The organism is Pseudomonas sp. UBA5568 (assembly GCF_002425525.1).
GTDB classification, from domain to species: Bacteria; Pseudomonadota; Gammaproteobacteria; order Pseudomonadales; family Pseudomonadaceae; genus Aquipseudomonas; species Aquipseudomonas fulva.
In genome coordinates this window covers 86,274-111,224 of the sequence record NZ_DIMK01000001.1, presented here as the reverse complement: position 1 = coordinate 111,224, position 24,951 = coordinate 86,274, and the positions used below count along the sequence as shown (strand labels likewise).

The following is a 24,951-nucleotide window of genomic DNA, read 5'->3' as shown; positions in this document are numbered from 1 at the left end:
GGTAGGCGCGACAACTAGAGAACTGTAAGGAGAGGGAAAATGTTCGAGCTCGTAGACAACGTCCCGCAAAGCCCGGTCATCAAGGTGATCGGCGTAGGTGGTGGTGGTGGTAACGCCGTCAATCACATGGTCAAGAGCAGCATCGAAGGCGTGGAGTTCATCTGCGCCAACACCGATGCTCAGGCGCTCAAGAACATTGGTGCGCGCACCATCCTGCAATTGGGCACTGGCGTGACCAAGGGCCTGGGTGCTGGCGCCAATCCGGAAGTCGGTCGTCAGGCCGCGCTGGAAGACCGTGAGCGCATCGCCGAAGTGCTGCAAGGCACCAACATGGTGTTCATCACCACCGGCATGGGCGGCGGTACCGGTACCGGTGCAGCGCCGATCATCGCCGAAGTGGCCAAGGAAATGGGCATCCTCACCGTGGCAGTGGTGACCCGTCCGTTCCCGTTCGAGGGCCGCAAGCGCATGCAGATCGCCGATGAAGGCATCCGCATGCTGGCCGAAAGCGTCGACTCGCTGATCACCATCCCCAACGAGAAACTGCTGACCATCCTGGGCAAGGACGCAAGCCTGTTGTCCGCGTTCGCCAAGGCCGATGACGTGTTGGCCGGTGCCGTTCGCGGTATCTCCGACATCATCAAGCGCCCGGGCATGATCAACGTCGACTTCGCCGACGTGCGCACCGTGATGGGTGAGATGGGCATGGCCATGATGGGCACCGGCTGCGCCAGTGGCCCGAACCGTGCTCGCGAGGCGACCGAGGCTGCGATCCGCAACCCGCTGCTCGAGGACGTCAACCTGCAGGGCGCACGTGGCATCCTGGTCAACATCACCGCAGGTCCGGACCTGTCCCTGGGTGAATACTCCGACGTGGGTAGCATCATCGAAGCGTTCGCCTCGGACCACGCCATGGTCAAGGTCGGTACCGTGATCGACCCAGACATGCGCGACGAACTGCATGTCACCGTCGTGGCCACCGGCCTGGGTGCGCGTATCGAGAAGCCGGTCAAGGTGGTGGACAACACTCTGCAGACTGCCCAGCAGGCCTACGAGGCGTCCAACCCTGCCCCTGCGCGTCAGGAGCAGCCAGCCGTCAACTACCGTGATCTGGAGCGCCCGACCGTCATGCGCAATCAGGCGCACGCGGGTGCGGCAGCGGCGGCCAAGCTGAACCCTCAGGATGACCTGGATTATCTGGATATTCCGGCCTTCCTGCGTCGTCAGGCTGATTAATGAAATTTATCAGGGCTATGAAGGTGATTGGTATTCATCAAAGGTTGGGTCTGGTATTATCGCCAGCCTTTGTTGATAACTGTTCGCAATTTGCGCTGAAGCGGCCAATGCCATGATTAAACAACGCACCCTGAAGAATACCATCCGTGCCACAGGTGTCGGTCTGCACTCTGGGGAGAAGGTCTACCTGACCCTCAAGCCTGCACCTGTTGACACCGGCATCGTCTTCCGCCGCGCCGACCTCGACCCTGTGGTCGAGATCCCGGCGCGTGCGGCCAATGTCGGCGAGACAACCATGTCCACGACGCTGGTCAACGGTGACGTCAAGGTCGATACGGTCGAGCATCTGCTCTCCGCCATGGCGGGCCTGGGCATCGATAACGCCTACGTCGAGCTCTCCGCCTCGGAAGTACCGATCATGGATGGCAGCGCCGGACCTTTCGTATTCCTGATACAGTCTGCCGGCCTGGAAGAACAGGACGCAGCCAAGAAGTTCATCCGCATCCTGCGTGAGGTAACGGTGCAAGAGGGCGACAAGCGCGCCACCTTCCTGCCTTTCGAGGGGTTCAAGGTGAGCTTCGAGATCGACTTCGATCACCCGGTGCTTCGCAACCGGACCCAGAGCGCAAGCGTCGACTTCTCTAGCACCTCGTTCGTGAAGGAAGTCAGCCGCGCCCGCACCTTTGGCTTCATGCGTGACATCGAATACCTGCGCAAGCACAACCTTGCGCTGGGCGGCAGTGTAGAAAACGCCATCGTGGTCGATGAGGAAGGCGTGTTGAACGAAGACGGTCTTCGCTACGAAGACGAGTTCGTCAAACACAAGATTCTCGACGCCATTGGCGACCTGTACTTGCTGGGCAACAGCCTGATTGGCGAGTTCAAGGGCTTCAAGTCCGGTCACGCGCTGAACAACCAGCTGTTGCGCAAGCTGATTGCCGAAACCGATGCCTGGGAAGTGGTCACTTTCGAAGATGCCAGCACGGCGCCGATCTCGTATATGCGTCCTGTCGCGGCTGTGTAAGCTCGAACACTCTCTAGTTCATTGAGGCCACCTTCGGGTGGCCTTTTTTATGGCTTGCTTATGGGCAGAGACACCCATCAATCCATCCAGATGGCCCGAGCCGACCGTGTAAGTCGGGGCAGCGTCGGACTGTATCCTGCGGCGCCGAGGCGGCAAAGGCATCGACTCAGGCTTCGATGGTGGATGCGATCCATCGGCTTGGCCCTGGGGCTGCCCTTGCGCGCGGCTCTTTCATCCTCGATATGATCCAGGCGCGCATGCACCTGTGAGTAATGGCGGCCCCCCAAGGGCGCCGCCGAGGATGGCTAGCACCATCAGGCTGAACAGCGCAGTCTGTAACGCCTTCAAAATCTTGGTTGCTGCCGCCCGAAGCCCCCTGGCAAATCGCTCAGTCCTTGGCCTGCGCATGCGCCGCCAGGCGCTCCAGTGCTGCCCGCAATTTCGCGTCAGTGATGCCTTCGGCCGTCTGCAGCAGGCTCTCGGCCGCGCTGTTGGACAACTCGGCCGCATACCCGCCGCGTTTGGCGGGTACCAAGGGTGGTTGCACCTTGAAAAGAATACGCCTGAGGTTGCCGAACGCATCGGTTGCCTGCAACGCCGCCATCAGGCGCTTTTGCTGGTAACGCAGGCGCGTGGCCCAGTGCCCGTCGGTTACCACAAGCAGCAAGGTACCGTCGCGCCATGACGCCACGTGGCAGTGCTCGCGTGCAGCCGGCTGCAACTGGCCTTCGACCAGGCGTTGCAGGTGCTCCAGGCGCTCGGCCTGGTTGAGCAACAGGCGCAGCGGGCGAACCTGGCGCAGCAACGCCGAGGGCAGCTGGGCGGGGGAGGGTTTGTAGGCCATGGGTATACGCATGAGGTTACAAGTAGGGCAGTCTAACACTTCAGCGTCTGTACCGATCACCCGGCGGTTGAGCCCACTGGCCAAGCGCTGCGCCTGGCGCTACCGGGGCCAGGCCCTGCAAGGCAGCGCGCACAGGCGAGTCTTGAACGCTTTCATCTTTCCAGGTCTTGAACTCAGGGGAAATGCCCCTATCTAAGACACGCCCCTGTAAAAGCGCTGTGCCAGCATCGTGGAATCCACCACTTTCATCACCATCGTTTCCGGGTAGAATGCTCGTTCGCATGCGGCCTTAGGGCTGCACGGGCGACTCATGGGGCCGCCCTCCATCCCTACGTGTGGAAGATCCTGCCAATATGTTTGCGCCTTTGTTAAAGAAACTTTTTGGAAGCAAGAACGAGCGTGAAGTCAAACGCATGCTCAAGACGGTGAGTATCGTCAATGCCTTCGAAGAGAAGATGGTGGCCCTCTCCGACGAGCAGCTGCGTGGCAAGACTGCCGAGTTCAAGGAGCGTTTGGCCAAAGGCGAAACACTGGACCAACTGCTGCCCGAAGCCTTCGCCGTCGCCCGTGAGGCTGGCAAGCGCGTAATGGGCATGCGTCACTTCGACGTTCAGCTCATTGGCGGCATGACCCTGCACGAGGGCATGATCGCGGAAATGCGCACCGGTGAAGGCAAGACCCTGGTCGGTACCTTGGCCGTCTACCTAAATGCATTGTCCGGCAAGGGCGTGCACGTGGTCACCGTCAACGACTACCTCGCCCGTCGTGACGCCAACTGGATGCGCCCGCTGTACGAGTTCCTCGGCCTGTCGGTCGGTATCGTCTCGGCCTTCCAGCCGCCGGAAGAAAAGCGCGCAGCCTACGCTGCCGATATCACTTACGGTACCAACAACGAATTCGGTTTCGACTACCTGCGCGACAACATGGCGTTCAGCCAGGACGAGAAGTTCCAGCGTGAGCTGAACTTCGCAGTGATCGACGAAGTGGACTCGATCCTCATCGACGAAGCCCGTACGCCGTTGATCATTTCCGGCCAGGCCGAGGACAGCTCCAAGCTGTACATCGAGATCAACCGCCTGATCCCGCGCCTGACCCAGCACATCGAGGAAGTCGAAGGCCAGGTCACCCAGGAAGGCCACTTCACCATCGACGAGAAGACCCGCCAGGTCGAGCTCAACGAAGCCGGTCACCAGTTCATCGAAGAAATGCTGACCCAGGTCGGCCTGCTGGCCGAGGGCGAGAGCTTGTACTCGGCGCACAACCTGGGCCTGCTGACCCACGTCTATGCCGGTCTGCGCGCGCACAAGCTGTTCCACCGCAACGTCGAGTACATCGTGCAGGACGGCCAGGTGCTGCTGATCGACGAGCACACCGGGCGTACCATGCCGGGTCGTCGTCTGTCCGAAGGCCTGCACCAGGCCATCGAGGCCAAGGAAAACCTCAACATTCAGGCCGAGAGCCAGACCCTGGCCTCCACCACGTTCCAGAACTACTTCCGTCTGTACTCGAAACTGTCGGGCATGACCGGCACCGCCGATACCGAGGCCTTCGAGTTCGCCCAGATCTACGCCCTGAACGTGATGGTCATTCCGCCGAACAAGCCCCTGGCGCGCAAGGACCACAACGACCTGGTGTACCTGACCGCCGAAGAGAAGTACGCCGCGATCATCGCCGACATCAAGGAAACCTTGAAGCAAGGCCGGCCGGTGCTGGTGGGTACGGCCACCATCGAAACCTCCGAGCACATGTCCAACCTGCTGCACAAGGAAGGCATCGAGCACAAGGTTCTGAACGCCAAGTACCACGAGAAGGAAGCCGAGATCATTGCCCAGGCCGGTGCGCCAGGCGCGCTGACCATTGCCACCAACATGGCCGGTCGCGGTACCGACATCCTGTTGGGCGGCAACTGGGAAGCTGAAGTGGCCGCACTGGAAAACCCAACGGCCGAGCAGATCGCGCACATCAAGGCCGACTGGCAGAAGCGTCACCAGCAGGTGATCGAGTCCGGTGGCCTGCACGTCATCGCCTCCGAGCGTCACGAATCGCGTCGTATCGACAACCAGCTGCGCGGTCGTTCCGGTCGCCAGGGTGACCCGGGTTCCAGCCGCTTCTACCTCTCGCTCGAAGACAGCCTGATGCGCATCTTCGCCTCTGACCGGGTGAAGAACTTCATGAAGGCGCTGGGCATGCAATCGGGCGAAGCCATCGAACACCGCATGGTCACCAACGCCATCGAAAAGGCCCAGCGCAAGGTCGAAGGCCGCAACTTCGATATCCGCAAGCAGTTGCTCGAATACGACGACGTGGCCAACGAGCAGCGCAAGGTCATCTACCACATGCGCAACAGCCTGCTGGCCGCAGAGAACGTGGGCGACACCATCGCCGAATTCCGCAAGGAAGTACTCGACGCCACCATCAGCCAGCACATCCCGCCGCAATCGCTGCCTGAGCAGTGGGACGTGGCCGGCCTGGAAGCCTCGCTGTCCAGTGACTTCGCCATGAAGTTGCCGATCCAGCAGTGGCTCGACGAAGACGACCACCTCTACGAAGAGACCCTGCGCGAGAAGCTGCTGCACGAAATCACCACGGCCTACACCGAGAAAGAAGACCAGGCCGGGATGGAAGCACTGCGCACCTTCGAGAAGCAGATCCTGCTGCGTGTGCTGGACGACCTGTGGAAGGACCACCTGTCGACCATGGACCACCTGCGTCATGGTATCCACCTGCGCGGCTACGCCCAGAAGAACCCGAAGCAGGAGTACAAGCGCGAGTCGTTCACCCTGTTCCAGGAACTGCTCGAGTCGATCAAGCGCGATGCCATCCGTGTGCTCTCGCACGTTCAGGTTCGCCGCGAAGACCCTGCCGAGGAAGAAGCACGCCTGCGCCGCGACGCCGAAGAGTTGGCCAGCCGCATGCAGTTCGAACACGCGCCCGCACCTGGTCTTGAAAGCGAGCAGTTGGCCGAGGAGGGCGCTGAGGTAGCCGTGGCTGCCGAGCCTGTGCGCAACGAGCAGAAACTGGGTCGCAACGAGCCGTGCTGGTGTGGTTCGGGCAAGAAATTCAAGCACTGCCACGGCCAGATCGAGTGATCTGACCGCAAGGCCGTCACAGGGCGCACGGCGCCGTGCTGGCTGCTCACTGCCAAGGGGCTACTGCGCAGCCCATCGCCGACACGCCAGCGCCGCCCTGAGCTGCGTCGATTCAAGCCATGCGGTATGCCCGGTTCGCCCGGGCTTGCCAAAGATGGGCCGCACAGCGGCCCTTTTTTTCACCACACGTATTTTCTAGGAGCGCTCCAATGGCTGTTGGTCTTGGTCCTTTGCCTACGCTGCACCCCGTCCCGGGTTTCGAACTCGGTATTGCCTCCGCCGGCATCAAGCGCCCGGGGCGCAAGGATGTGGTGGTCATGCGCTGCGCCGAGGGTTCGAGTGTGGCCGGTGTGTTCACCCTCAATGCCTTCTGCGCCGCCCCCGTGATCCTGGCCAAGCAGCGGGTGCAGGGCACCGTACGCTACCTGCTGACCAACACGGGCAATGCCAACGCCGGCACGGGCGCCCCCGGCTTGGAAGCGGCGCAGCGGACCTGCGCGAAACTCGCCGAGCTTGCTGGTGTGTCCGCCGAGTCGGTTTTACCGTTCTCCACCGGTGTGATCGGTGAGCCACTGCCGGTGGAAAAGATCGAAGGTGCCTTGCAAGCTGCCCTGGACAACCTGTCGGAAAACAACTGGGCTGAAGCGGCCACCGGCATCATGACCACCGACACCTTGCCCAAGGGCGCGAGCCGTCAGTTCCAGCACGACGGCGTGACCGTGACCGTGACCGGTATCAGCAAGGGCGCGGGCATGATCCGCCCGAACATGGCGACCATGCTGGGCTACATCGCCACCGACGCCAAGGTCGCGCCAGGCGTGCTCAAGGACCTGATGCTGGACGGGGCCAACAAATCGTTCAACCGCATCACCATCGACGGTGATACCTCGACCAACGACTGCTGCATGCTGATCGCCACCGGCCAGGCCGACCTGCCGGAAGTCACCCAAGCCAGCGGAGCCCTGTTCGAAGCTTTGAAAAAGGCTGTGTTCGAGGTCTGCATGGAGGTGGCACAGGCCATTGTCCGTGACGGTGAGGGGGCGACCAAGTTCGTGACCGTGCAGGTCAACGGCGGTGGCAACCCTCAGGAATGCCTGGACGTCGGCTACGCCGTGGCGCATTCGCCGCTGATCAAGACCGCACTGTTCGCCTCCGATCCCAACTGGGGCCGCATCCTCGCAGCGGTTGGGCGGGCCGGCGTGCCCGCGCTGGATGTGAGCCTGATCGATGTCTACCTGGATGAGGTGTGCATTGCCAGCCAGGGCGGTCGTAGCCCGAGCTATACCGAAGACCAGGGCGCCCGGGTGATGGCCCAGGAAGAAATCACCATCCGTATCGACCTTGGCCGTGGCCAGTGCAGTGAAACCATCTGGACCACCGACCTCTCTCACGAATACGTGAAAATCAACGCCGAGTACCGCACCTGATGCAGCCGGGGCCGCTCGCGGTCCCGATGTTTCAATGCCAAGGGAGCAGAACCATGAGCTTTATGCCAACCCCATTGCCCACGGCTGGCGTGACGGAGTGTGACCGATGAAACGGGTTCACGTCGTTGCAGCCGTGATTCGGGGCATGGACGGGCGGATACTCATCGCCCGCCGCGCCGACACCCAACACCAGGGCGGCCTCTGGGAGTTTCCGGGAGGCAAGGTGGAGCCCGGTGAAAGCGTCGAGGCCGCGCTGGCGCGTGAGCTCGACGAGGAGCTGGGCATCCAGGTAACGCGCTCGCGGCCCTTGATCAAGGTCAGTCACGACTACCCCGACAAACACGTACTGCTCGAGGTGCGCGAGGTCGAGGCCTTCAACGGTGAACCCCATGGCGCCGAAGGGCAACCGCTGGCCTGGGTCGCGCCCCGTGAGCTGCCGGACCATGCGTTTCCCGAGGCCAACAAGCCCATCGTCAACGCTGCCCGGCTGCCGGATCAATACCTGATCACACCCGACGGCCTAGACGTGCCTGACATGCTCAAGGGTATCCAGAAGGCCGTGGCCAGTGGCATCCGGCTGATCCAGTTGCGTGCACCGGACATGTACGACCCCAAGTACCGCGATGTGGCGGTTGATGCGGTGGGGTTATGCGCGGGCAAGGCCCAGCTCATGCTCAAGGGGCCTCTGGAGTGGTTAGGCGACTTCCCGTCGGCAGGCTGGCACCTGACGGCAGCGCAGTTGCGCAAGTATGCCGACAAGGGCAGGCCGTTCCCGGTCCAGCGCTGGCTTGCCGCCTCCTGCCACACTGCCGAGGAGCTTGCCCTGGCCCAGCAGATGGGGGTCGACTTCGTCACCCTGTCGCCGGTCCAGCGTACCGAAAGTCACCCAGAGGCCGCGCCGCTTGGCTGGGAACAGGCCCAGCACCTGATTGCCGGGTTCCACCAGCCGGTGTACCTGCTCGGTGGCGTGGGCCCAGCGGACCGCGAACAGGCCTGGCTAGCCGGGGCGCAGGGCGTTGCGGGTATCAGGGCGTTCTGGCCGACCCTCTGACGCCGGACCGGTGCGGCAAGCGCTTGGCGTCAGCCTTGAGGTTTTTCGGCCGGCTGCCACAGGACCTCGGCAATGCCTTGCCGCCTGCCGATGATACGGGCGGCAACGAACAGCAGGTCCGATAGGCGGTTGATGTACGCCAGGCCGACACCCTCCAGCGGCTCTACGGTATTGAGGTGCTGGCAGCGTCGCTCGGCGCTGCGTGCCAGGCTGCGGCACACGTGTGCTTGGGCGACCAGGGCCGATCCGCTGGGCAGGATGAAATTCTTCAGTGGGCCCAGTTCGTCATTCCACTCATCGATGGCCGCCTCCAGCCGCTCCACCTCTGCCGTGGTCAGGGCCTGGTAACTGGGCATGGCCAGCTCCCCGCCCAGGTCGAACAGGCGGTGCTGGCAGGGCGCCAGAACGCGGCTGACTTCGTCCAGACCTTGTTCATCCAGGCCGGCCAGCAACAGGCCAAGCTGGCTGTTGAGGCTGTCCACTTCGCCGATGGCTTCGATGCGTGGATGATCCTTGGGCACACGCCGGCCATCGCCCAGGCCGGTTTCACCTGTGTCGCCAGTGCGGGTATAGATTTTGGACAAGCGGTAGCCCATGTCATTGCTCCGTGGTGACCGGCAGCGGCGGATGCGGCTGGCCGAGGGGCAGGCGCAGGGTGAAACAGGTCCCCTGCCCAGGCGTGGAATGCACCTCCATCTGCCCCTTGTGGTTATTGGTGATGATGAAGTACGACACCGAAAGCCCAAGACCGGTGCCCTGGCCGATTTCCTTGGTCGTGAAGAAGGGCTCGAAGGTGCGCTTGCGCACGGCTTCGGGCATGCCCACGCCATTGTCCTCCACTTGGATTTCTGCCCAGGGCGGCGCAAGCCGTGTGCGCAAGATGATACGTCCTGGCTCGCAAGGTGCCGGGCGCTGGTGAATGGCCTGGGCGGCGTTCTTGAGCAGGTTGAGCAATACCTGCTCCAGTTCGTTGGCGGTGCAGGGCACAGGCCCCAGCGCCGGGTCGAACTGGCGCACGATGGCCTGGCCTTTGAAGTCGAAACCAATGGCCAGGTCGAAGTCGTTGCCTGCTATGTCCACCGCCTGGTCGATCAAGGCAGGGAGGTCGCAGGGCGCCAGTTCGCGCGTGCTGCGACGGCTGAAACTGAGCATGTGGGTGACGATCTTGGCGGCCCTGGCACCCGCTTGCTGGATGCCATCGAGCAACTGAGGCACTTCGCGGCTTTGCAGGTAGGCGTTGACCGTGGTCAGGTCGATGCCCAGCGCGTGGGCTTGCTCAAGATTGCGCGGCAGATCAGGTGACAGGCGGCGGCGGATATTCTGCACGTTATGCAGGATGGCCCCGAGCGGGTTGTTGATTTCGTGGGCCATGCCGGCCGCCAGGCCACCGACCGAGAGCATCTTTTCCGACTGCACCATCATTTCTTCGAGCGACAGACGTTGGGTGATGTCATCGATCCGGATCACCACGCCCCGGCCTCCACCGCCGGTGAGCGGGTAGAAGGTCAATGCGTAATGCCGCGGCTCATCATCCTTGTGCCAGGTAACACGCTCGATTTTCGCCACCCGGTGCCGCTCCACCGTGTCCTTCAACTGTGGCAAGAAGGGTTTTAGCGGTGCGAAGGCGATGAACACCGGTTGGTTGAGCGCCTCGTTGAGGGTCGTGCCGGATAACGCCGTTGCCTCTTGGTTCCACTGGGTCACGTACAGCTGCTCGTCCAAGGCGATCAGGGCCGACGGCATGGAGTCGATGATGCTGTTCAGGTAGTTCTGAAAGCCTGTGAGCTTTTTCTCGATCTTGCTGCGCACCTGCACTTCGAGCTCGAGCTTGCGGTTTGTATGACGCGTTTGCTCGGCAAGCCCCTGGGCCTGGTCGTAGGCACTCTGGAACTCGTCCCGGGCACGCTTGAGCTGGTGCTCCCGGGCTTCGATGCGCGAGAGCATCGTATTGAAGGCATTGGCCAGGCTACCGATCTCGTCGTCGTTGCCGCGTCGGGCCCGCAGCGCGTAGCTCTCCTCACGGGTGACCTGGCGGCTGAGCTCTTCGAGCTGGTTGATCGGCTGCGTGATCAGGCGTTTGATCTGCCGGGCGATGAAGAGCCACAACAGCACGCTGAACACCAGAATGGCCAGGCTCGCGCTGAGCGTGCCGGTGTAGAAGGCGGTGGGCAGCTCGCTGCTGGCTACCAGTAGCAAATGCCCCGGCGGGCTACCGGCCCGTGGCAGGCGAATCAGCTGCGTGCTGCGAAACTCCATGAATCGCCAGCCTTCTATGTTGCGAAACCGCTTGGGCAGTGTGAGGGGGGCGCCATGCTGCAATTGGGCGAGCATGCGCCCGTCGCTGCCATACAAGGCGGCGGCGCGCAGCGGCGCATAGCTGTCCAGTTCATCGAGCAGCGCCTGGGCCGAGGTGGGGTCGTCTGCCGCGCGGGTCGACAGCTCAGGATTGGAGACCAGCCGGCCGATGGTCTGGAGCGCTTGCGGTGCCATGCTTTCCTGGGTGATCCAGTAGGCGGCGCTGATGAAGGTCAGGTTCGCCACCAGCAGAATGGTCACCAGCAAGACCAGCAAAGCTGCCAGCAGCTTCTGCCCGACGGGGAGGTTCTCCAGGCGTTGACGCAGCGTCATGGGCAAGGCGATGTCCGTGTGGGTTCAAGGGCCGCGTCAGTCGCAGGGCAAGCCCCGCACGCGCAAGTTATCGACCAGGCATTGGAGCAGGTGTTCCAGATGCGGCAGGTGCAGCCCATGTCGGCGGGCTGCCTGGCAAGCATAGCCAAGCAGGTACTGCACCTCGGTACGCCGGCCAGCCCGCACATCCTGGTACATCGAAGCGTAGTTGGTGGCAGTGGCCAGGAGGACCCGTTGCACGTCCTGTTCAAGGTCCTTAGCGGCCTGCGGCTGGCCGCACCGACGCAACAGACGCTCGAGCTCAACGCACAGTGCCTGCACCTGATCGAGATGGCCCAGCAGGCCCCCGTTGCGGCATTGGTGCAGCACGGTCAGCGGGTTGATCGCGCAGTTGATGGCCAGCTTGCGCCAGAGCCGGCTGAGGATATCGGGGCTCCATTGGGCAGGGATACCCGCTGCTTGCAAATCCTCGAGCCACGGCGGTGGAGCAGGATTGCCCGGGTCCCCCAGCCAGTTGTACCCCTGCCCGGCGAAGCGCACCTGCCAGTCACGTTCCCGGTAGGCGCCCTCGGTGCTGGAGACGAAGATGCAGCGGGCCTGCGGCACCTGTCTGGCCACCTCGTCCTGGCTACCCAGGCCGTTTTGCAACAACAGCACCTCGGCGCCGGGCACAAGACGGCTGGCAACGCTGGCCACGGCCGGCGCCGCGTCATAGGCCTTGCAGGCCACCAGCAGGCGGTGGATCGGCCCATCACTCTGGGCTGTCTCGGCCGGTATGGCGTAGTGGGCGGTCAGGTCCTGTTCCAGCAAGCCAAGGCTGCCCACTTGCTGGTAAGCCTGCAAACGCGTGCTGTCACGCATGATCAGGCGCACGGCCTTGCCGGCCCGCGCCAGACGACAGGCCCACAGGCTGCCCAGGCTTCCTGCGCCGAGAATGTGCCAGGTGCTGCTCATATGCGTTTCGCAACCGTTATAATGAGCCCGCATTTTAACCGTCAAACCCAGCGCGCTCCATCTTCAGTCCGAGCGCGCTTTTATTTTGGGAGAGTAACCATGCCTTCGTTCGACGTGGTATCGGAACTGGACAAGCACGAAGTGCAGAACGCGGTCGACAATGCCATCAAGGAGCTTGACCGCCGCTACGACCTCAAGGGCAAGGGCAGCTTCGAGTTCAAGGATAAAGAGCAGACCGTCATGCTCACGGCCGAGGAAGAGTTCCAGCTCGAGGCGATGATCGAAATCCTGCGCCTGGCCCTGGTCAAGCGCAAGATCGACGTCAAGTGCCTGGAAACCAAGGACCCCTATCCGTCCGGCAAGGAGAAAAAGCAGGAGGCCAAGTTCCGCGAGGGCATCGACAAGGACCTGGCGAAGAAGATCGTCGCCACCATCAAGGATGGCAAGCTCAAGGTCCAGGCCGCCATCCAGGGCGAGCAGGTACGGGTCACTGGCAAGAAGCGCGATGATCTGCAGGAAGCCATCGCCTTGCTCCGTACCAAGGAATTTGACATGCCGCTGCAGTTCAACAACTTCCGCGACTGATCCGGGCCGCCGGAACCCCCGTGCACTCACGGCTGTCCATGGGGGCCTGGCCGCTGAAATGCAGGCGGCCTGACGTATTGTGCAATCGCCGTTCGGCATCAGGAGATGAATATGGATTTGAGTGCTGAAGTCGATCAGTTGGTCCGCCAATCCGAAACCTGGATTCCCATGATCATGGCGTACGGCAGCCGCCTGCTGCTGGCGCTGGTGACCCTCGCCATCGGCTGGTGGGTGACCAACATCGTCAGCGACCGGCTGGCAAGGCTCGTGGGCCTGAAAGTCCACGACCCGGCGCTGCAGAACTTCATCCGCACGCTGGCAAACATCGTGTTGAAGATCCTGCTGGCCATCAGCGTGGCCTCGATGATCGGTATCGAGACGACCTCCTTCGTGGCGGCCATCGGTGGTGCTACCCTGGCCATCGGCCTGGCGTTGCAAGGCAGCCTGGCGAACTTCGCAGGCGGCGTACTGATCCTGCTGTTCCGCCCGTTCCGCATCGGTGACTGGATCGAGGCGCAGGGCGTGAGCGGTACCGTGGACAGCATCCAGATTTTCCACACGGTGCTGCGTACCGGCGACAACAAGACCGTGATCCTGCCCAACGGCTCCCTGTCCAACGGGATTATCACCAACACCAACCGCCAACCCACCCGCAAGGTGGTGTTCGACGTGGGGGTGGACTACGAGGCTGACTTGCAGAAGGCGCGCAACGTCCTGCTGGAGCTGGCCCAGGACCCACGTGTGCTGGCCGACCCTGCCCCTGTGGCGGTGGTGTCTACCCTGGGTGACAGCTCGATCACCGTCTCGCTGCGTCTGTGGACCAAGACCTCGGACTACTGGGACGTGATCTTCATGCTCAACGAGCAGGCACGTGACCGCTTGAAGGCGGAAGGGATCGACATTCCGTTCCCGCAGCGGGTCATTCGCGTGGTGCAGGAAACGGCCGCGCAGTAAGGCCTCAGCACAGGCTGGCATCGATCGAGCCCGCCCTCCGGGTTCAGCAGCGTCCTTCACAGGGCCTGCTGGGCGCGCAGGGCGGGCTTCGTTGCTCAAGGGGATCTATTCGCGCGCTTACACTTGCTCACAGTCAGTCATCGGGATTTCTGGCATATAGCCTCGTCCCACCGTCATCTTCGTAAACCATCATGAAACCACTGCTGTACATCACCCCGCTGCGGGCCTTGTTGTTTGGCCTGACACTCGCGCTGTTCGAGCTGCTGACCTACCTGGCCAGCGACGCCGTCATGCCGGCGATGCCCGTTGTGGTGGGCGAGCTCAAGGCCGGCCCCGAATACATTCCCCACGCGCTCAATCTCTACCTGCTCGGGGGTGTCTTGCTGCAATGGCTGATCGGGCCGTTGGCCGATCGCTACGGCCGCCGACCGCTGCTGCTCACCGGTTGCGCATTCTTCGGCCTGGCGTGCCTGGGCACCTTCTGGGTCCATGACATTGGCCTGTTCAACCTGCTGCGTCTGCTGCAAGGCATCGGACTGGGTTTTGTGGTCACGGTCAGTTATCCCGCACTCAACGAGGCATTCAGCGAGGCGGATGCTGTGCGCATGATGGCCTTGCTGGCCAATATCGCCTTGCTGTCGCCACTGCTGGGGCCTTTGGTGGGGACGCTGATGCTGCAATGGCTGGACTGGCGCTGGTTGTTCGTGGCGTTTGCCATTGGCGCTGTGGTTGCCTGGTTGCTGCTGTATCGGTTGATGCCCGAAACCTTGGGTGTGGAGCGGCGCGACGGCTCGCGCCTGGCCTTCACCCCGATCCACCTGTTGCCGTTGCTGGCCGGGTACGGGCAGCTGCTGTCGAACCGGCGTTTCGTCGCCGGCAGCGCCGCCCTGGGCCTGGTTGGTCTGCCGTTGATCGGCTGGATTGGCCTGTCCCCGGTGCTGCTCATCCACGATGAAGGGCTAAGCACGCTCGCCTATGCCCTGTGGCAGTTGCCGGTGTTTGGTGGGCTGATTCTGGGCAACCTGATCATCAACCACATTGCCGACCGTCATCCGCTGCCGACGTTGGTGCGCGGTGCGCTGTGGCCTTATGTGGCAGGGCTCTGCCTGATGGTGGTGGCAACCTGGGTATGGCCGAGCGTTATCAGCCTGGTGGCAGGTCTGTCGCTCTACGCACTGGGCCTGGGTATCGCCAATGCCGTGCTCTATCGCATGACATTGTTCGCAAGCACTCAAAGCAAAGGCCTGGTCTCGGCCATGCTCGGCATGATCACCATCGCGTTGCTGGGATTAGGCGGGGCCTTGCTGGCCATGATCGGTGCCGGGGCGAGCCTTTTGCACTTTGCCGTGGCGGCCAGTGTGGCAGGGGGGCTGGCCCTGTGGCCGCTGTGGTCGCTGTTGAGGGCGCGCAGTGCCCAAGCGGCTGTGATGCCTTAGGCGGTACACATGCCTTGCCCTTGCAAGGCAGGCTGTTCAGGGCTGCTCGGAGGCCGGGGCAGGTGGGCTGGCCGACTGGCCGGGCGTGCTGTCCTGGCGCCACTGCAAGGCGATCAGGATCAAGGTCGGCACGCCAAGCAGCGCGGTGATCAGGAAGAAATCGTGGTACCCGAACTTCTCCACCATGACGCCGGAATAGCCACCGATCAAGCGTGGCAGCAGCAACATGATCGAGCTCAGTAGCGCATACTGGGTGGCCGAGAACTTGAGGTTGGTCAGGCTCGACAAGTAGGCGACAAAGGCTGAAGTCGCCATGCCGGAGCTGAAGTTGTCCAGCGAAATGGTCACCACCAGCATTTCCAGATTCGGGCCCATGTCCGCCAGCATCAGGAACAGAATGTTGGTGCCGGCTGACGCCACGCCACCGATGAACAGAATGGGCATGATGCCGAAGCGCACGATGAGCAGGCCGCCCACGCCGGCGCCCACCAAGGTCATGATCAGGCCGAAAATCTTGCTGACACTGGCGATCTGGTCCTTGGTAAAGCCCATGTCGATGTAGAACACGTTGGCCATGACGCCCATTACCGTGTCGGACATGCGGTAGGTGGCGATCAGCCCGAGTAGCAGCAGAGCTTGCCAGCGGTAGCGCACGATGAAGTCATTGATGGGCGTGAGCACCGGCGCAAGGCCGCGGCGGCCAAGGCTCGACAGGCAAGCCCAGGACAGCAGCACGTACAGGATCAAGCGCAGGAAGGCGCGGTCCTCGAGCAGCAGGTCCAGGGGCGTGGCGTCGCCCGAGATCACGCTCGACCAGCCTGTATTGAACATCTGCGTGAAGCTGGCCGGCACCGACACCAGCAGGATGATGAGCACGAACACCGAGGCCAACTGGTGGGCCAACCCGTAGCGGGCTGCCGAAAGCTGGGTGCGCAGGGGCACGGGTGGCTCGCGCATGACCAGGGTCGTGAAGAGGGCCGGAAGCATCATGACTGCGAACATCACATAGGTGCCGGCCCACGCCTTGTGCAGGTAGCTGAACCCGGTGGAGCCAAACCATTCGGCAAAGAACAGCGCGCCGGCGGTGGCGAGCAGGGCGGCGACGCGATAACCGGCCATGTAGCTGGCGGCCAGGGCCGCCTGGCGCTGGTCATCGGCGATCTCCAGGCGGTAGGCATCCACGGCGATATCCTGGGTGGCCGAGGCAAAGGCCACCAGGACGGCCAGGGCGATCAGCCACGAAAGGTGCTGTTGCGGGTCGCACAGGCTCATGCCGACCAGGCCCACCACGACCAGTGCCTGGGACAGCAGCAGCCAGGAACGGCGACGCCCCATGCCGCCCAGAAGCGGTAAACGCCATTGGTCCAGCAGCGGCGACCACACCCATTTGAAGGCATAGGCCAGGCCGATAAGGCTGGCATAGCCGATGGTTTCCCTGGCTACGCCGGCTTCGCGCAACCATACGGAGAGGGTCGAGAACACCAGCATGTAAGGCAGGCCGGCCGCGAAGCCGAGCAGCAAAAGCACCAGGGTTGACGGGCTGGCATAGGCAGCGAGCGCAGCGCGCCAGGTTTTACGGGGCATGGACCAACATCTGCCTCAAGTTTCCAGGACAAAGCGCGCACTCTAACCGCTGTGCTCCATCGGGCGCCAGCCATGGCGCGTCATATCCACGCGATTGTTGGCCACGTGCACGCCTTCGGCACGCAAACGGGCCCGTTGCTCATCGCCCGATGGCGTACCTGAAGGCAGGCTCAGGCGACCGCCTGCGCCCAGCACCCGATGCCAAGGCAAACGCGTGCCCTCAGGCAACTGAGACAGCGTGCGGCCCACCCACCGGGCGGCCTTGCCAAGCCCGGCAAGCGCTGCCAGTTGGCCATAGCTCACCACGCGCCCGACAGGTACCTGGCCGAGCACTGAATACAATGCCGTCCGTCGGCCCTCTGCAGTTTCCAAGGTATGCTCCATCGCGTCGAACACCAGGCCCTCCCTGGGGTGTACATGAAACCTGACCAACGGCCGGCAAATGAGAGTGGAACTCATCGGCGCGTGGCAGGTCTTTGCTTGCTCTTGCCGGTTGCATCTGGATAATGCCCGGTTTTCTCGCCAAATCGAACCTGTAGCCCGCTTATGTCCTTCAAATTACTGCTCTCACTACTCGCCGCCTCCTGCTGCGTCTCCTCGGCGTTCGCCGATACTGTCTGGATGAAAAATGGCGACCGCCTGAGCGGCAAGATCAAGGTCTTCGACGGCGGCAAGCTGCTGCTCGAAACGCCTTACGGCGGTTCGATCGCCTTGGACTGGAAACAGGTGAAGACCCTTGAAAGCGACCAGGAGCTGCTGGTCAAGCAGGATGCCTACTCCGGCGAGAAGGCCAAGTCGCTCCAGGCTGCCGAGGCAGGCAAAGTGACCCTGGCCAACGGCGAGGCACCCAAGACGGTGGACCTGGCGAGCATCGAGCAGATCATGAAGCCCAAGCCGGTGGTCGAGGACCTGGTCTGGAAAGGCAATGTCGATGTGGCGCTGGACTACAAGCGGGCCGAGAACGACACCGACGACTACGACGTCAGTTTCAAGACCACTGCACGCCATGGGCGCTGGCGTCATAACGCCGAAGGCGAGTACAACCGCGAGACCAAGGACGATGTCACCACCACCGACAACTGGAGCGCCGAGTATGCGCTGGACCGCTTCCTGACCGAGAAATGGTTCTGGCAGGGGCGTGCCGAGTACAAGCGTGACCGTATCGAAGACCTCGCCCGCCAGCGCACGGTGGGTACTGGCCCTGGCTACCAGTTCTGGGACGACGAGCTGGGTGCCTTCTCGCTGGGCTCGCTGATCAACCGTACCGACTTCGAGTACCAGGACGGTGACAAGGACAACTTCTATTCCGCCGCCGTGAAGTGGGACTACACCCGCTACCTGATCGGCAAGAAGGTGCAACTGTTCACTAACGGCGAGCTGGCAAAGCCCCTGGGCAATGTCGCCGACTATTCCCTGGACGCCGAAGTGGGCCTGCGCTACAAGGTCACCGACTGGGCGTCGCTGAACCTCAAGGCCGAGAAGGACATCATCAGTGGCACCCGCGAGAGCGACCTGGACAAGACCCGCTACACTGCAGGCTTTGGCGTTACCTGGTAAGCCGTCGGGGTTAAGCTGGGCGATTGGAGTCAGGCCTGCCCTTGTCGGTCTTGTGCCTGCCATCACCGCCTGCTGCCTGCAGGGTTTCATCGAGGGGTTTCGAAGTGAGTCAGAACGCCGTCCGTCCTGCCCGGGAATTGTTGCTCAAGGAATACCGGGGGGTCTTGTCGACCCATTCCAAGTCCATGCCTGGTTTCCCGTTCGGTTCGGTCGTGCCCTATTGCCTCGATGCAGAGGGCAGGCCGCTCATCCTGATCAGCCGTATCGCCCAGCACACGCATAACCTGCACAAGGACGCCAAGTGTTCGCTGCTGGTGGGCGAGCGTGAGGCGCAGGACGTGCAGGCGGTCGGGCGACTGACCGTCATGGCCGAGGCGAGCAAGCTGCAGGACCCGACCAGCATCGAGGCAGCGGCCCTGCGCTATTACCGCTACTTCCCGGACGCGGCCGACTACCACCAGGCTCACGACTTCGATTTCTGGGTGCTTGAGCCGGTACGGCATCGCTACATCGGTGGCTTCGGTGCCATCCACTGGCTCGACAAGGTGACCTTGGCCAATCCGTTCGCCGGCAAGGTCGAGAGCGGCATGATCGAGCACATGAACAGCGACCATGCCGTGGCCATCGCGCACTATGTGCAGCTTGCCCAGCTTCCCAGCCACATGCCTGCGCAGTTGGTCGGTATCGACAGCGAAGGGATGCACCTGCGCATCGGCCAGGCGATCCACTGGTTGGCATTTCCGACTCATTGCAATACGCCGACACAAGTGCGCGAAGCCTTGGTTTTTCTGGCCCGCGCCGACCGCTGGCCGGCTTCGAGCGAAATACCTGCTTGAAAAGCGGAGCACACGCATCCATTTGTAGGTCTTACTGCAAGGGTGTCTTGCGACGAGGAATGCTTTGATGCGTGTTTTTCTACTGCTGCTTCTGCTGTTTCCAGTGCTGGAGCTGTTCGTCTTCGTGAAAGTCAGCGGGGCCATCGGGTTCTTCCCCGCATTGCTGCTGATTATCGCCGGCTCCGCCCTCGGGGTCTTGGTCATGCGAGTCGCCGGGTTGGCCACGGCCCTGCGTGCGCGTGAAAGCCTGCAACGCGGTGAGCTGCCTGCCGAGGACATGTTCCATGGCATGATGCTGGCGGTCGGCGGCGGGCTGCTGATGATCCCCGGTTTCATCAGCGACGTGCTCGGCCTGCTGTGCCTGTTGCCCTTCACCCGCCGTCTGGCGGCTCGCAAGATGCGCGAGCGTGCCCAGGCCCAGGCGACCCGCCAGCGAGCGTTTCAGGATGACCCTTTGCAGGGCCAGCCCCCGCGTGACGGGGGCCATCGGCCCAATGTGATAGAAGGCGAGTACGAGCGCCGCGATCAGTGAGAACAGGGCCGCCAAGCGGCCCTTTTTCATGCCTGGGCAAAAAAAATTCCCTGCCAAGCCTTGTAATCGATTCGGACGGCCTCATGTAGTGGTCACCGCAAGGTTTCTGGTGGTGACACCAGACATGACTCAGGCCGTTTGCTCGTTGCGAGCGGCCTTCCGGCAACGCCGGACAGCATCAACCCGCCGGTGTCGACACCGGCCGATGAAAACCACAATTTGGGAGAGATCGACAATGAAGCTTCGTCCTCTGCATGACCGCGTCGTCATCCGTCGCAGCGAAGAAGAATCGAAAACCGCTGGCGGTATCGTCCTGCCAGGTTCGGCCGCTGAAAAACCAAACCGCGGCGAAGTCGTCGCCGTCGGCACTGGCCGCGTCCTGGACAACGGCGAAGTACGTGCACTGGCCGTGAAAGTGGGTGACAAAGTGGTTTTCGGCCCGTACTCGGGTAGCAACACCGTGAAAGTCGACGGCGAAGACCTGCTGGTCATGGCCGAAAACGAAATCCTGGCCGTTGTTGAAGGCTGATTTCCACCGACTTCCCGTTACTCCAAAGATTTATCAAGGATTAAACGATCATGGCTGCTAAAGACGTAAAATTCGGCGATTCCGCTCGCAAGAAAATGCTGGTTGGTGTCAACGTTCTGGCTGACGCGGTAAAAGCGACCCTGGGCCCGAAAGGCCGTAACGTGGTACTGGCCAAGAGCTTCGGCGCGCCGACCATCACCAAGGACGGCGTTTCCGTCGCCAAGGAAATCGAGCTCAAGGACGCCTTCGAGAACATGGGCGCCCAGTTGGTCAAGGAAGTCGCTTCCAAGGCCAACGATGCAGCCGGTGACGGCACCACCACCGCGACCGTGCTGGCTCAGTCGATCGTCAACGAAGGCCTGAAGGCCGTCGCTGCCGGCATGAACCCGATGGACCTCAAGCGCGGCATCGACAAGGCGACCTCCGCCATCGTTGCCGAGCTGAAGAACCTGTCCAAGCCATGCGCCGATTCCAAGGCCATTGCCCAGGTCGGTACCATTTCCGCCAACTCCGACAGCTCCATCGGTGAAATCATCGCCGAAGCCATGGAGAAGGTCGGCAAGGAAGGCGTCATCACCGTCGAGGAAGGTTCGGGCCTGGAAAACGAGCTGTCGGTCGTCGAAGGCATGCAGTTCGACCGCGGCTACCTGTCCCCGTACTTCGTCAACAAGCCAGACACCATGGTTGCCGAGCTGGACAGCCCGCTGCTGCTGCTGGTCGACAAGAAGATCTCCAACATCCGTGAGCTGCTGCCAGTACTGGAAGCCGTTGCCAAGGCCGGCCGCCCGCTGCTGATCGTTGCTGAAGACGTCGAAGGCGAAGCCCTGGCTACCCTGGTCGTCAACAACATGCGCGGCATCGTCAAGGTTGCAGCAGTCAAGGCACCAGGCTTCGGCGACCGTCGCAAGGCCATGCTGCAGGACATCGCCGTCCTGACTGGCGGCCAGGTCATCTCCGAAGAAATCGGCCTGTCCCTGGAAACCGCTACCCTGGAACACCTGGGCAACGCCAAGCGCGTTACCCTGTCCAAGGAAAACACCATCATCATTGACGGCGCTGGCGCTGAAGACGATATCCAGGGTCGCGTCAAGCAGATCCGTGCTCAGATCGAAGAAACCTCTTCGGACTACGACCGTGAGAAGCTGCAAGAGCGTCTGGCCAAGCTGGCCGGCGGTGTTGCCGTCATCAAGGTCGGTGCTGGCACCGAAGTCGAAATGAAAGAGAAGAAAGCCCGCGTCGAAGACGCACTGCACGCTACCCGTGCAGCGGTCGAGGAAGGCGTGGTGCCTGGCGGTGGTGTTGCCCTGGTGCGCGCCCTGTCTGCAATCGTTGACCTCAAAGGTGACAACGAAGACCAGAACGTCGGTATCTCGCTGCTGCGCCGTGCGGTCGAATCCCCGCTGCGTCAGATCACTGCCAACGCCGGCGACGAGCCAAGCGTTGTGGCCGACAAGGTCAAGCAGGGTTCGGGCAACTACGGCTACAACGCTGCGACCGGCGAGTACGGCGACATGATCGAAATGGGTATCCTGGACCCAGCCAAGGTTACCCGTTCGGCACTGCAAGCTGCTGCTTCGATCGGCGGTCTGATGATCACCACCGAAGCCATGGTTGCTGACCTGCCGGAAGACAAGCCAGCAGGCGGCGGCATGCCTGACATGGGCGGCATGGGTGGCATGGGCGGCATGATGTAAGCCAGCCTTACCCTCGCTATACCCCTAAGCCCCGGCTCGCAAGAGCCGGGGCTTTTTCGTTCAGGGCTCGGCACTCGACCGGGGGGCACTGACTCAGGCAGGGTTGGGCTCGGCGGCTGGCCTGTCTGCTGCCCGTTTGCGGTACAGCACCAGGTAGTAGGCACCCAGGCCGATCAGCCAGCAGAACACGGCCGTCCACACGTTGTGGGACAAAAAGTGCGCCCCTTGCATCATCCTGCCCACCGACAGGACCGTACCGGCGATCAGGGCGGCCGCAAATGCCACGCGCGCGAGGCGCGGTTTACGATCACGCAACGCGAAAAACAGCGCGAATAGGCAGAACCCCGTGGTCGCGTGACCACCCGGCCAGCACAGGCCCGGCTTGTCGGTGGCAGGCCTTGGCTCGAGCAGCTTGCTGTAGGTTTCCGAGCCGCCGAACTGCGTGAGGCTCCAAGGGCACTGCACCTGCGTCAGTTTCTTAAGCGGTGTGACGAAGGCGGTGGACACCCCCAGTGCGAGCACCAGGCAGCCCAGTTCGCGGCGCCAGCTGTACAAACCCTTGACCAAAAAACTTGCCGCAAACACAGCCAGTGCCAGTACGCCCAACACGATTACGCCCTGCTTGACCCGGTCATGCAGGATGTTCTCCAGCAGGTAGCTGTGGCGACCGATGAACTGCCCGGTGGCGGTATCGAAGAACAGGTTGGCTATGTCCATGTCCACCGACGTCCATTCGAGCGCCACCAGCCCAAGCATGATGGCCATTGGGATACCTAGGTACAGCCACAGGTTCAAGGGGCGAGGGCAATTTGATTGCTGCATGGCGGCTCCAGGGCGCGAGAAGGTCGCGCATTGTCAGGCCGCTTCTATGCTGTGTCCGTGAAGGTTCGGTGAAAAAAACGTCAAGCCGCCTGAATTCATCCAAAGGCTGGCACCCCGCAGGCTTAGGCCTTAAGCTGCGCCTGCCGCGCATCACCGCGAGCAGCGTCGCACAGGAGAAATTCATGCGCATCCTCTTGGTTGAAGACAACCGCGATATTCTGGCCAACCTTGCCGATTACCTCGGCATGAAGGGCTATACCGTCGACTGTGCCCAGGATGGGTTGTCGGGCCTGCACCTGGCAGCGACCGAGCACTATGACCTGATCGTGCTCGACATCATGTTGCCGGGCATCGATGGCTATACGCTGTGCAAGCGCCTGCGCGAAGACGCACGCCGCGACACGCCGGTGATCATGCTCACCGCCCGCGATCAGCTGGACGATCGGCTGCAAGGCTTCCGTTCCGGCGCCGATGACTACCTGCTCAAGCCCTTCGCCTTGTCCGAGCTGTCTGCGCGTATCGAAGCCGTGCTGCGCAGGGCGCAGGGTGGTGGACGTCGCACGCTGCAGGTTGCAGACCTGAGCTACGACCTCGACACACTCGAGGTCAGCCGGCAAGGCCGCCTGCTCAAGCTCAACCCGGTCGGCTTGAAACTGCTGGCGGTGCTCATGCAGAAGAGCCCGCACGTGTTGCGGCGCGAAGTGCTCGAAGAAGCCCTGTGGGGCGATGACTGCCCCGACAGCGACAGCCTGCGCAGCCATGTACACCAGTTGCGCCAGGTGATCGACAAACCCTTTGAAAAACCCCTGCTGCATACCGTCCATGGCGTCGGCTATCGCCTCGCCGAGGGCCGCGATGGAGTTTAAACAGAGCCTTGCCCAGCGCATCATCATTGCCTTTGCGTTGATGAGCGCGCTGGTAGCGGGGGCTTTCGCCGTGGGTATCGTTTCTACCGTGCACCTGGTGGAAGAACGCCTGATTTCGTCGGTGCTCGGCGGTGACTTGCAGCGTCTGTTGCGCATGGACAGCGTCAGCGACTGGAGTCACCGTCCGCGACCGGACCAACTGTTCTACTTCAGTGGCGGGCGGGACGACTTCGAGTTGCCAAAGGACCTGCGCCATCTGGACCGGGGTTTCCACGAGGTCTTTCGCGATCAGCTTTCGTATCACGCCATGGTGGAGATCGTGGACGGTCGTCGCTACGTGCTGTTGCAGGATCAAAGCGACTTCGAGGAGCGAGAACGGCTGCTGTTCGCGGTGGTGGTCGTAGGGTTCGTATTGAGCCTGGTGCTCGCCGTGATTCTGGGCTGGTTGGTGGCGCGTCGGGTGATGGCGCCGGTCATCCGCCTGGCGCGCCAAGTGCGCCATCGCGATCAGCTGTTGGGGTTGGCGCCACCATTGGCGCCTGATTACGCCGCCGACGAGGTCGGGCAGTTGGCAGTGGCCTTCGACGACACCCTGGGCCGTCTGCGCGATGCCTTGACGCGCGAGCGCCTGTTCACAAGCGACGTCAGCCACGAGTTGCGTACGCCGCTGATGGTGCTGGCCACCTCGTGCGAGCTGCTCATGGAAAACCCGGCACTGGACGCGCGCTCGCGCAGTCAGGTCGAACGGGTAGCCCGCGCCACCGAGGAAATGCGCGAGCTGGTAAAAACCTTCCTCATGCTAGCCCGGGCCCAAAGAGACGAAGGCGCTGTGGCTTCGCGGGCAACCCTGCGCGAGGTGGGGGACGAATTGATCGGGGTATGGCGCGACACCATCGAACAAAAGGGGCTGACGCTGCATTACGAAGGCCGTGGTAACGCAGGTCCGGTCTTGTACAACGCCACCTTCCTGCAATCGGTCATGGGCAACTTGCTGCGTAATGCTGCCCATTACACCGACAGCGGTTACATTCGTCTGACCCTGCAAGCCACGCATTTCACCGTGGAAGACAGTGGGGTAGGCATCCCGGAGGAGCAGCGCGAAGCCATGTTCAAGCCCTTCGTGCGGGGGGATGAGCGCCGAGGTGAAGGGCTTGGCCTGGGCTTGTCGTTGGTCCAGCGCATTTGCGATGACCAAGGCTGGCAGGTCACCCTGACCTCGACCCACCCCCATGGCTGCCGTTTCCAAGTGGACCTCAGCAGCACCGTAGCCAAGGGCGAGCTGAACACACTTTCGTAATAGCCT

The 24,951-nt window shown here is 62.4% G+C and carries 22 protein-coding genes; 15 read left to right on the top strand and 7 right to left on the bottom strand.

Annotation, left to right across the window (positions count from 1 at the left end; all coding sequences use genetic code 11):
* The first annotated feature begins 39 nt into the window (after nt 1–39).
* Together ftsZ and lpxC are read left to right on the top strand one after the other, a co-directional pair.
* Nucleotides 40–1,236, top strand: a complete 1,197-nt coding sequence (gene ftsZ, locus B2S33_RS00530) for a cell division protein FtsZ (RefSeq protein WP_012274054.1) — start codon at nt 40–42, stop codon at nt 1,234–1,236.
* A 112-nt stretch (nt 1,237–1,348) separates the two neighbouring features.
* Entirely contained in the window at nt 1,349–2,260 is a 912-nt protein-coding gene (lpxC, locus tag B2S33_RS00525) for a UDP-3-O-acyl-N-acetylglucosamine deacetylase (RefSeq protein ID WP_023534425.1), read from the top strand.
* 388 nt (nt 2,261–2,648) lie between these two features.
* On the opposite strand, the gene B2S33_RS00520 is transcribed toward lpxC, so the two are convergent.
* On the bottom strand, nt 2,649–3,104 hold the full coding sequence (locus tag B2S33_RS00520; protein WP_145280226.1) for a DUF721 domain-containing protein: 456 nt from the start codon (nt 3,102–3,104) through the stop codon (nt 2,649–2,651).
* 353 nt (nt 3,105–3,457) lie between these two features.
* On the opposite strand from B2S33_RS00520, the gene secA reads away from it, so the two are divergent.
* The 3 genes from secA (at nt 3,458) to B2S33_RS00505 (ending at nt 8,671) form a co-directional block, all read left to right on the top strand.
* Nucleotides 3,458–6,193 (top strand): preprotein translocase subunit SecA, encoded by a 2,736-nt coding sequence (gene secA / locus B2S33_RS00515; protein WP_023534287.1) that lies wholly within the window; start codon nt 3,458–3,460, stop codon nt 6,191–6,193.
* Between the two features lie 209 nt (nt 6,194–6,402).
* Entirely contained in the window at nt 6,403–7,620 is a 1,218-nt protein-coding gene (gene argJ, locus B2S33_RS00510; RefSeq protein ID WP_027914485.1) for a bifunctional glutamate N-acetyltransferase/amino-acid acetyltransferase ArgJ, read from the top strand.
* 106 nt (nt 7,621–7,726) lie between these two features.
* The gene (locus tag B2S33_RS00505; RefSeq protein WP_280077751.1) at nt 7,727–8,671 is read left to right on the top strand and encodes a Nudix family hydrolase; all 945 of its coding nucleotides are present in this window, start codon (nt 7,727–7,729) and stop codon (nt 8,669–8,671) included.
* Nucleotides 8,672–8,700: 29 nt separating this feature from the next.
* Here the strand turns inward: B2S33_RS00505 and B2S33_RS00500 are convergent, their stop codons facing one another.
* Genes B2S33_RS00500 through B2S33_RS00490 form a run of 3 tightly spaced genes read right to left on the bottom strand, consistent with a single transcriptional unit; the run spans nt 8,701 to nt 12,253 of the window.
* Entirely contained in the window at nt 8,701–9,267 is a 567-nt protein-coding gene (locus B2S33_RS00500; protein WP_027914487.1) for a cob(I)yrinic acid a,c-diamide adenosyltransferase, read from the bottom strand.
* Nucleotide 9,268: 1 nt separating this feature from the next.
* Complete coding sequence (locus B2S33_RS00495) at nt 9,269–11,299, bottom strand: ATP-binding protein (protein WP_027914488.1); 2,031 nt, start codon at nt 11,297–11,299, stop codon at nt 9,269–9,271.
* Nucleotides 11,300–11,335: 36 nt separating this feature from the next.
* Nucleotides 11,336–12,253 (bottom strand): putative 2-dehydropantoate 2-reductase, encoded by a 918-nt coding sequence (locus B2S33_RS00490; protein ID WP_128610820.1) that lies wholly within the window; start codon nt 12,251–12,253, stop codon nt 11,336–11,338.
* Nucleotides 12,254–12,352: 99 nt separating this feature from the next.
* On the opposite strand from B2S33_RS00490, the gene B2S33_RS00485 reads away from it, so the two are divergent.
* The 3 genes from B2S33_RS00485 (at nt 12,353) to B2S33_RS00475 (ending at nt 15,228) form a co-directional block, all read left to right on the top strand.
* Nucleotides 12,353–12,838 (top strand): YajQ family cyclic di-GMP-binding protein, encoded by a 486-nt coding sequence (locus B2S33_RS00485; protein ID WP_110607306.1) that lies wholly within the window; start codon nt 12,353–12,355, stop codon nt 12,836–12,838.
* Nucleotides 12,839–12,949: 111 nt separating this feature from the next.
* Complete coding sequence (locus B2S33_RS00480) at nt 12,950–13,792, top strand: mechanosensitive ion channel family protein (protein WP_023534305.1); 843 nt, start codon at nt 12,950–12,952, stop codon at nt 13,790–13,792.
* A gap of 191 nt (nt 13,793–13,983) precedes the next feature.
* The gene (locus B2S33_RS00475; RefSeq protein WP_049696494.1) at nt 13,984–15,228 is read left to right on the top strand and encodes an MFS transporter; all 1,245 of its coding nucleotides are present in this window, start codon (nt 13,984–13,986) and stop codon (nt 15,226–15,228) included.
* 36 nt (nt 15,229–15,264) lie between these two features.
* Here the strand turns inward: B2S33_RS00475 and B2S33_RS00470 are convergent, their stop codons facing one another.
* Both B2S33_RS00470 and B2S33_RS00465 read right to left on the bottom strand, forming a co-directional pair.
* Nucleotides 15,265–16,812: an AmpG family muropeptide MFS transporter gene (locus B2S33_RS00470; protein ID WP_027914493.1), complete on the bottom strand. Its 1,548-nt coding sequence runs from the start codon at nt 16,810–16,812 to the stop codon at nt 15,265–15,267.
* Nucleotides 16,813–16,854: 42 nt separating this feature from the next.
* Nucleotides 16,855–17,196 carry an MGMT family protein gene (locus tag B2S33_RS00465; RefSeq protein WP_033695031.1) on the bottom strand — a complete coding sequence of 114 codons (342 nt, stop codon included), beginning with the start codon at nt 17,194–17,196 and terminating at the stop codon, nt 16,855–16,857.
* Between the two features lie 162 nt (nt 17,197–17,358).
* Here B2S33_RS00465 and B2S33_RS00460 point away from each other — a divergent pair, with 162 nt between their 5' ends.
* The 5 genes from B2S33_RS00460 to groL all read left to right on the top strand — a co-directional run bounded on the left by B2S33_RS00460 (nt 17,359) and on the right by groL (nt 21,960).
* Nucleotides 17,359–18,369, top strand: a complete 1,011-nt coding sequence (locus B2S33_RS00460) for a DUF481 domain-containing protein (protein WP_027914495.1) — start codon at nt 17,359–17,361, stop codon at nt 18,367–18,369.
* 104 nt (nt 18,370–18,473) lie between these two features.
* Nucleotides 18,474–19,205, top strand: coding sequence for a HugZ family protein (locus tag B2S33_RS00455; RefSeq protein ID WP_110607305.1), 732 nt, complete (start codon nt 18,474–18,476; stop codon nt 19,203–19,205).
* Nucleotides 19,206–19,272: 67 nt separating this feature from the next.
* On the top strand, nt 19,273–19,737 hold the full coding sequence (locus B2S33_RS00450) for an FxsA family protein (RefSeq protein WP_027914497.1): 465 nt from the start codon (nt 19,273–19,275) through the stop codon (nt 19,735–19,737).
* A gap of 235 nt (nt 19,738–19,972) precedes the next feature.
* A complete protein-coding gene (locus B2S33_RS00445) occupies nt 19,973–20,266 on the top strand; it encodes a co-chaperone GroES (protein ID WP_003251905.1) in 294 nt (97 codons plus the stop codon).
* 50 nt (nt 20,267–20,316) lie between these two features.
* On the top strand, nt 20,317–21,960 hold the full coding sequence (groL, locus tag B2S33_RS00440) for a chaperonin GroEL (RefSeq protein WP_027914498.1): 1,644 nt from the start codon (nt 20,317–20,319) through the stop codon (nt 21,958–21,960).
* 93 nt (nt 21,961–22,053) lie between these two features.
* Here the strand turns inward: groL and B2S33_RS00435 are convergent, their stop codons facing one another.
* Nucleotides 22,054–22,782: a phosphatase PAP2 family protein gene (locus B2S33_RS00435; RefSeq protein ID WP_280076561.1), complete on the bottom strand. Its 729-nt coding sequence runs from the start codon at nt 22,780–22,782 to the stop codon at nt 22,054–22,056.
* 182 nt (nt 22,783–22,964) lie between these two features.
* Between B2S33_RS00435 and colR the strand changes: the two genes are divergently transcribed.
* Both colR and B2S33_RS00425 read left to right on the top strand, forming a co-directional pair.
* The gene (gene colR, locus B2S33_RS00430) at nt 22,965–23,648 is read left to right on the top strand and encodes a two-component system response regulator ColR (RefSeq protein ID WP_023534349.1); all 684 of its coding nucleotides are present in this window, start codon (nt 22,965–22,967) and stop codon (nt 23,646–23,648) included.
* Nucleotides 23,638–24,945, top strand: coding sequence for a sensor histidine kinase (locus B2S33_RS00425; protein WP_027914500.1), 1,308 nt, complete (start codon nt 23,638–23,640; stop codon nt 24,943–24,945). Before colR ends, B2S33_RS00425 begins: the two co-directional genes overlap by 11 nt.
* Nucleotides 24,946–24,951: the final 6 nt, after the last annotated feature.

Excerpts from the sequence above, each read along its gene's own strand:
- ftsZ (WP_012274054.1), top strand. The coding sequence starts at position 40 with ATGTTCGAGCTCGTAGACAACGTCCCGCAAAGCCCGGTCATCAAGGTG.
- lpxC (WP_023534425.1), top strand. The coding sequence starts at position 1,349 with ATGATTAAACAACGCACCCTGAAGAATACCATCCGTGCCACAGGTGTC.
- B2S33_RS00520 (WP_145280226.1), bottom strand. The coding sequence starts at position 3,104 with ATGGCCTACAAACCCTCCCCCGCCCAGCTGCCCTCGGCGTTGCTGCGC.
- secA (WP_023534287.1), top strand. The coding sequence starts at position 3,458 with ATGTTTGCGCCTTTGTTAAAGAAACTTTTTGGAAGCAAGAACGAGCGT.
- argJ (WP_027914485.1), top strand. The coding sequence starts at position 6,403 with ATGGCTGTTGGTCTTGGTCCTTTGCCTACGCTGCACCCCGTCCCGGGT.
- B2S33_RS00505 (WP_280077751.1), top strand. The coding sequence starts at position 7,727 with ATGAAACGGGTTCACGTCGTTGCAGCCGTGATTCGGGGCATGGACGGG.
- B2S33_RS00500 (WP_027914487.1), bottom strand. The coding sequence starts at position 9,267 with ATGGGCTACCGCTTGTCCAAAATCTATACCCGCACTGGCGACACAGGT.
- B2S33_RS00495 (WP_027914488.1), bottom strand. The coding sequence starts at position 11,299 with ATGACGCTGCGTCAACGCCTGGAGAACCTCCCCGTCGGGCAGAAGCTG.
- B2S33_RS00490 (WP_128610820.1), bottom strand. The coding sequence starts at position 12,253 with ATGAGCAGCACCTGGCACATTCTCGGCGCAGGAAGCCTGGGCAGCCTG.
- B2S33_RS00485 (WP_110607306.1), top strand. The coding sequence starts at position 12,353 with ATGCCTTCGTTCGACGTGGTATCGGAACTGGACAAGCACGAAGTGCAG.
- B2S33_RS00480 (WP_023534305.1), top strand. The coding sequence starts at position 12,950 with ATGGATTTGAGTGCTGAAGTCGATCAGTTGGTCCGCCAATCCGAAACC.
- B2S33_RS00475 (WP_049696494.1), top strand. The coding sequence starts at position 13,984 with ATGAAACCACTGCTGTACATCACCCCGCTGCGGGCCTTGTTGTTTGGC.
- B2S33_RS00470 (WP_027914493.1), bottom strand. The coding sequence starts at position 16,812 with ATGCCCCGTAAAACCTGGCGCGCTGCGCTCGCTGCCTATGCCAGCCCG.
- B2S33_RS00465 (WP_033695031.1), bottom strand. The coding sequence starts at position 17,196 with ATGGAGCATACCTTGGAAACTGCAGAGGGCCGACGGACGGCATTGTAT.
- B2S33_RS00460 (WP_027914495.1), top strand. The coding sequence starts at position 17,359 with ATGTCCTTCAAATTACTGCTCTCACTACTCGCCGCCTCCTGCTGCGTC.
- B2S33_RS00450 (WP_027914497.1), top strand. The coding sequence starts at position 19,273 with ATGCGTGTTTTTCTACTGCTGCTTCTGCTGTTTCCAGTGCTGGAGCTG.
- B2S33_RS00445 (WP_003251905.1), top strand. The coding sequence starts at position 19,973 with ATGAAGCTTCGTCCTCTGCATGACCGCGTCGTCATCCGTCGCAGCGAA.
- groL (WP_027914498.1), top strand. The coding sequence starts at position 20,317 with ATGGCTGCTAAAGACGTAAAATTCGGCGATTCCGCTCGCAAGAAAATG.
- B2S33_RS00435 (WP_280076561.1), bottom strand. The coding sequence starts at position 22,782 with ATGCAGCAATCAAATTGCCCTCGCCCCTTGAACCTGTGGCTGTACCTA.
- colR (WP_023534349.1), top strand. The coding sequence starts at position 22,965 with ATGCGCATCCTCTTGGTTGAAGACAACCGCGATATTCTGGCCAACCTT.
- B2S33_RS00425 (WP_027914500.1), top strand. The coding sequence starts at position 23,638 with ATGGAGTTTAAACAGAGCCTTGCCCAGCGCATCATCATTGCCTTTGCG.